At 49.9% G+C, this 6,000-nt stretch carries 5 protein-coding genes and 1 tRNA gene; 5 read left to right on the top strand and 1 reads right to left on the bottom strand.

Annotated features, from left to right (window positions below):
- Nucleotides 1–90 precede the first annotated feature (90 nt).
- From HYT77_03470 to HYT77_03480, 3 genes are all read left to right on the top strand, one after another.
- Nucleotides 91–1,536: a HAMP domain-containing protein gene (locus tag HYT77_03470; GenBank protein MBI2067054.1), complete on the top strand. Its 1,446-nt coding sequence runs from the start codon at nt 91–93 to the stop codon at nt 1,534–1,536.
- Between the two features lie 16 nt (nt 1,537–1,552).
- The gene (locus tag HYT77_03475) at nt 1,553–2,689 is read left to right on the top strand and encodes an ABC transporter substrate-binding protein (GenBank protein ID MBI2067055.1); all 1,137 of its coding nucleotides are present in this window, start codon (nt 1,553–1,555) and stop codon (nt 2,687–2,689) included.
- Nucleotides 2,690–2,960: 271 nt separating this feature from the next.
- Nucleotides 2,961–3,032 (top strand) — tRNA-Cys (locus HYT77_03480).
- A gap of 43 nt (nt 3,033–3,075) precedes the next feature.
- Here the strand turns inward: HYT77_03480 and HYT77_03485 are convergent.
- On the bottom strand, nt 3,076–4,155 hold the full coding sequence (locus tag HYT77_03485; GenBank protein ID MBI2067056.1) for an MBL fold metallo-hydrolase: 1,080 nt from the start codon (nt 4,153–4,155) through the stop codon (nt 3,076–3,078).
- Between the two features lie 118 nt (nt 4,156–4,273).
- Between HYT77_03485 and HYT77_03490 the strand changes: the two genes are divergently transcribed.
- Together HYT77_03490 and HYT77_03495 are read left to right on the top strand one after the other, a co-directional pair.
- Nucleotides 4,274–4,816, top strand: coding sequence for a hypothetical protein (locus HYT77_03490; protein MBI2067057.1), 543 nt, complete (start codon nt 4,274–4,276; stop codon nt 4,814–4,816).
- The gene (locus tag HYT77_03495) at nt 4,786–5,892 is read left to right on the top strand and encodes a lamin tail domain-containing protein (GenBank protein ID MBI2067058.1); all 1,107 of its coding nucleotides are present in this window, start codon (nt 4,786–4,788) and stop codon (nt 5,890–5,892) included. The genes HYT77_03490 and HYT77_03495 overlap by 31 nt, the downstream gene beginning before the upstream one ends.
- Nucleotides 5,893–6,000: the final 108 nt, after the last annotated feature.

Consider the following 6,000-nt stretch of genomic DNA (forward strand, 5'->3'; position numbering starts at 1 on the left):
CCCCCTGTAGATCATTTCAGAACTGGATGAGCCCTATCAAATCTCCTTGGAAAAGCAACGAGAAGCGGTATACTGCCGCCCAGCTTGTTTATGAGATCGCTTGTTCAAGAAATTAACGCCGCGATTGCCCTCACACTTCTGGTGGTGGCGATTATTGTCGGTGTCGGTTTTTTCCCTTACCAGCAAAAACAGAAGAACCGCTTTATTGATCAGAGACTGCTTCTCCTCAAAACCTTCAAGAAAAGTGAGGAGAGGACCCTCGTGGATCATATTTTTGAGCAAAAGGCGGAGGCGTTATATCTTCAGCTTGAGAGGTTGGGGGCAACCCCTGGCATTGAACGGATCCGTGTTTACGATGCGGAAGGCCGTTTGTTGGCGGGTTATCCAAGAAGCGTTGCCGATACCGAGCTGAGTATCTCCCGGCGGATGTCCCTATCGGCTGGAAAGGAGATTCATGAAATTGCCTCATGGAATAAGGCCGAGGCACTGATTTACTGGGCCCCTTTTGAGGTCGTGGGAGAGACACTGGGGTATCTCCAGATCGTTTATTCACTTGAGGATCTTTCAATCTGGCAGAGGACTTCAATGATCTTTTTTATGCTCCTTCTTCTCTCCATGTTGATTACCTCGATGATCCTCTTAAACCGCCTCATGTCACGCCTTGTTGCCAGGCCTATTCTGAAGCTTGCAACGACTGTGGAGAAGGTGGAAGGGGGAGATCTTTCGGCCCGTTCGGAAAATGCGAGAAATGATGAGATTGGCCAACTCAGTGACGCTTTTAACGGCATGATCGAACGGTTGCAGAAAGGTTTTCAGGAGATTGAAAAACAGAATCTCGAATTAAAGGAGTTAGATCAGCTTAAAAATGAGTTTCTGGCGAATGTCTCTCATGAAATCCGCACACCTCTTCACGCGATCATCGGTTTTTCAGAGGGGATGGTGGGGGGAGAGGGCGGACTGTTAAATGAGGAGCAGAAAAAATATCTCAAGATGATCCTTGAGAGCGGTAAAACATTGAACTCGCTTGTGGGACAACTGCTCGATTTTTCCCAAATCAAAGCGGGCAAGATGGTTATTCATCCCGAGGCATTCCCGATCCGTCGTATCCTGGAGGCCGTCTTGCCGGTTGTTCGTGAGATTCTTGGTAAAAAACCTGTCCAACTTGTGAATCACGTCCCGGAGGATCTCCCGTGGGTCATGGCGGATGAGGCGCGTGTCCGGCAGATCTTTTTGAACCTCCTCGAAAATGCCGTTAAATTCACGAAAGAGGGGACGGTTGAGGTCTTGGCATGCCCAAAGGGGAAATGGGTGCAATTTACGGTCAAGGATACCGGAATCGGGATGGAACAGGAGACGATCCAGTTTATTTTTGATGAATTTCGTCAGGGAGATGGCTCGACGAGGCGAGAGTATGGTGGGACAGGTCTTGGTCTCTCGATTGTAAAACAATTGGTGACGCTCCATGGAGGAGAAATTTGGGTTGAGACGATGAAGGGGAAGGGGAGTTCATTTCATTTTACACTGCCATCGGCCTGAAGAGGAATTCATAACGATGAGAAAAAGAAGGGGTCTGTTTTTCATCACCATCTTTATCAGCCTGATCAACCTGCAAGAGGTTTGTGCCGGTGAGGAGATAAAGATTGCAGCGATTTTTGCTGTCACCGGTCGTGCCAGTGGTTCCAACTTCTATGATCTCCGGGGAGCCGAGCTTGCTGCAAAAGAGATCAACCGAGGTGGTGGGCTTCTTGGAAATCCCCTGCAATTGATTCTCCTCAATAACCAGAGTACCGCTATCGGATCCGATCGTGCCGCGCGGGAGGCCCATAAAAGTGGTGTTGTTGCGATCCTGGGTGCCTCCTGGAGCGACCATTCTTTGGCGATTGCCCCGGTTGCCCAGAAGGCCGGCATTCCAATGGTGAGCAATTATTCCACCAATCCCCACTTGACCAAGGTCGGCGATTTTATTTTCCGCGTCTGCTACGTCGACACCTTTCAGGCCAAGGTCATGGCACGGTTTGCCTATGGGAACTTGGGAATTCGCCGCATCGTCTCCCTGTATGAGAGTGGCAATGAATACAGTTCTGGCTTGAGCCGTGATTTTAGCATCGCCTTCCGGAAGACGGGTGGGACAATGCTCGACGCCCTGCCTTATCTGAAAGACTCCCTCGATTATTCAGAGATCTTGTCGCAGGTCAAAAAGCTTAGTCCTCAGGCGATTTATATCCCGGGCTATGAAAAAGAGGTTGGCCTTATTATTAAACAGGCGAAGAAGATGGGGATTGATGTTCCTTTTTTAGGTGGGGATGGATGGGGGGATACCTTGCCCCGATATCTGGGAGGGGTGATGAAAGAGGGGTATGAGGTCAAGCCCTGGAGTCCGGAACTCAAGGATCGTCTTAGCCGGAATTTTATTGCATCCTATGAAAAGGAGTATGGTGAAGTTGTCGGATTAAGCGGTGGTGGTGCGGCCCTCGCTTATGATGCCGTTATGCTGATTGCCGATGCGATTCGTCGCGCGAAATCAGTTGATCCCAAAGAAATACGTTTAGCCCTGGCCAACACAAAATCTTTTCGTGGGGTGACGGGAACCCTTCGCTTCGATGGCAAACAGGATCCGGAGCGTGGCGTGGTGATTAACCGCTATTTTCGCAGCGCTAAACCGGCCTTTTTTATGAAAGTCGGTCCGTGAGAAACTTGACAAAAAACAATATTAAGAAGAATGAATTGCAAATTTGCTTTCTAGGGTGTGTTGAAAAATGGCTTTTGGGGACTGTTGAAAAATGCCCAGCGGTTCGACAAGCTCACCGTCCTGAGCAAAGTCGAAGGAATGCAAGGCACCCCGAGGAGCCGCGACGCAGGTGTACTTGAGGGTACGTCGAGGAGCCGGCGACGAGGGGAACGCAGCAGATGGCATTTTTCAACAGTCCCTTCTACTGTTTTTGCGAAGGCCAATAGAGATTGGCACGGTCGCCAAGTGGTAAGGCGGAAGTCTGCAAAACTTCTATACCGGGGTTCGATTCCCCGCCGTGCCTCACTCCCAGACCCTCTTGTTCGAACCGACAAAGCAGGGTGGTCTTACGAAGCCAGCCGCCTCTTTCTCTCTTTTTGAATCTCAAAGGAATCGCCTTCGGAGAGAATACGAATCGTTCCATGCTGATCGCTTCTGAAGATCGGGATCTCAAGTTGTTCTAGACGGTTCAGGATGGTGGGGGCAGGATGCCCATAATCATTATCCGCTCCGACCGAAATAACGGCATTTTCGGGGCGAGTTGTTTTGAGAAAATATTCTGAGTTGCTTGTTTCGCTCCCATGATGCGATAGATGCAGGACATCGATATCTCCCACAATCTCTGCGACATGATCCTCAAGATTCTTGGTTGGATAACCGCCGGGTGAGCCTCCTCCCGGCAGATCACCGAGCGTCAGGTACTCAAAATCACCGTAAGTAACCAAAACTCCTATAGAGGCGGCGTTTTCTTCATCAGGGTTTAGGTGAACTTGTTTCCCATCTACGTATTGTCCATTCACAATGATGATTTGTGCCGAGGCCCCATCACCAAGATCGAATGATTCTCCGGGTACCGCCTCCTGCTGTCGGTCGCCGGCCAGCCTAAGATATTCGGTGAAGAGGGGATGGTCTTGATCGGTTATCATTCCGCGATCAATCAGGGTCGGCGGATTAGAAAAGGATTCGAGCAGTCCCGGAACGCCTCCGATGTGATCGATATCGTAATGGGAGAGAAGGATCCAATCTGGTTCTATAATCCCTTCTCTCAAAAAGATTTGACGAATAATTTTGTCACTCCCCTCGGGGCCTCCGTCAATGAGGAGAGAGCGGCGATTCGGGCCGATCACGAGCGTGGCATCGCCTTGCCCGACATCGATCGCTATAATTTTGAGAGGGGGATCGCTTTTTACAACAATCTCATCCGATCGTGAGACCTCCTCAAACGGATTTTCAAGGGAGAGAATAGGTGAACAACTAGTTAAGAGAAAGATAGCTAAGAAAAGATGTTTCATTCCCTTGCCAATTTGCAAAAGTGAGGCCGTACAGTAGCCGAGCGGGTCCTGCCCCTCCTCACCCCCATCCGACGGCTTCCCTCGCTTACGCTCGGTCCAGGCGCTCGATGGGGGTCCCCCAGTCGGGTCACCCACTCGGTAAAGATCGACCGATTTTCGAATGGACGGTTCTACAGATCGGTCGGATGGCGACGGATTTTTTTAGTTTTAGGACAATTTCGAATGGCATCGTTATTGCTGTAGGCTGACAGCGATGCGTCTTCTCCTTCTTGGTTTTTTTCTTTTGTCCCTTGCTTCCCCCGTTTGGGGAAAGACTCCTTCTCTTTCGGAACTCCATCAGGAGACACTCCGGGTTGCAGGTTATGATCGGCACGAGATTTACGAGTGGAAGCAGAAATCCCGTTGGGCGGCCGCCTTGCCGCGACTTCAGGTCGGTTTTGACCGTCAACTGAAGGATGTTGTGAAGCTTACAACCGAAGATACTGTTTCGGTCTCCGGTGGGTCGGTGCAGGTTGGTCCTGATGAAAACAAATTTGACCAGGATTTTCAGCAGGGGTTCGGTATTGATGTTCGGGCAGTCTGGTATCTCGACCAACTGGTTTTCAGTGAAAATCGGATCGAGGTGAGTCGTGAGACAAGGAGTTGGATTCAAGAGAGGGGGAGGCTTCTGGAAAGGGTGACAGACCTTTACATGACCTGGCGCCATGAGAAGGATCAGCGCAAGAGAGAACAACTTTCCGGATATCTGGATGCATACACTGATGGATGGTTTTCACGGGCCTGGAGGGAGAGGTGATCAAGAAATCGCTCTTCGTCATTTTATTATTGACCTCCTGTGTCCAGGTGCCCTTGAAACCCGGTTCTCCCAATGAAAGTCGTCCGCAGGTTTTGTCCCTCTGGCCCCAAAATGAGGTGATCAGTTCAGGGGCCGATTTTTTTATCTGGTTTTCACACAAAATCGATCCGGCGACCTTAACGGAGGATTCGCTTTGGTTGATTGAGGGAGAGGTTTCTCCTCCCGATCAAGATGATTTCAGGATCTTAAAAAAATCAGTCGATGGAGGAGATCTCAAGAAGGTCTCTCTACAGATGGAGGGAGTGGAGGGAGGGCAAGGGGTGCATTTGAAAACGATCGAGACGCTATCACCAGGATCTTTCTATACACTGATTATAACTCCGTTTATCCTTTCCGAGGGGCGGCTTCCTGTCTTTCCATATCTTGAGATTTATCATACCGGACTGGAAGGTGAGACAGAACGATCCAATGAATTATCTCCAGGGTCATCACCAGACCCGGCCGATCCGTTGGAAGATCGAAGCTCTGGGGAAGTAGAGGCCCCTTCCTCGAGTGTGGCGGTTCAAGGATTCGTCGTCATCAACGAAATTCTATACGATGTTGCGGGAAGTGACACGAATGGGGTTCTTTTTATCGAACTCTACGGCACCCCGTTTTTTGATCTCGGCGGATTTAAGATTCTCTTTGTCAACGGAGACAACGGGGAGATGACCGATTCCATAACCGTTCCCGCCGGCGCAAAAGTAGGTACAGACGGTTTTTATCTGATCGCCGACGCCAAGAACGGGATCCCATCAGAAAGTTTTGTACAAGGGGCCGATCTCATCGATGACTTTGATCCGCAAAATGGTCCGGATGCGGTCCTTCTTTTTGATTCAAACGGGAGCCTCGTTGATTCGTTAGGTTATGGTGATCTGACAACGATCGGAACGGCGGAGGGGGAGCAACTTTTCGAAGGAGATCCGGCTCCCGATGTTGCCCAAGGCCATTCCCTTGAGAGGAATTTTCCTGGGGTCGATATGAACAATAACCGGGATGATTTTGTTGAAAAGGTCATCCCCACGCCGGGTGTTTGAGCCTTAAAAGTGACCGTCACCCCCCCAACACCCATCGGGTATTTTCCCACCCATTTTCTTTTCTGACCCCTCAATTTTCTGATTGATTTTATGGGGATAAGAATAGAG

The organism is Deltaproteobacteria bacterium (assembly GCA_016180855.1).
Taxonomy (GTDB): Bacteria; UBA10199; UBA10199; order JACPAL01; family JACPAL01; genus JACPAL01.

What these genes read in the sequence shown, in the direction of transcription:
- HYT77_03490 (MBI2067057.1), top strand. Translation starts at nt 4,274, where the DNA reads ATGCGTCTTCTCCTTCTTGGTTTTTTTCTTTTGTCCCTTGCTTCCCCC.
- HYT77_03470 (MBI2067054.1), top strand. Translation starts at nt 91, where the DNA reads ATGAGATCGCTTGTTCAAGAAATTAACGCCGCGATTGCCCTCACACTT.
- HYT77_03475 (MBI2067055.1), top strand. Translation starts at nt 1,553, where the DNA reads ATGAGAAAAAGAAGGGGTCTGTTTTTCATCACCATCTTTATCAGCCTG.
- HYT77_03495 (MBI2067058.1), top strand. Translation starts at nt 4,786, where the DNA reads ATGGTTTTCACGGGCCTGGAGGGAGAGGTGATCAAGAAATCGCTCTTC.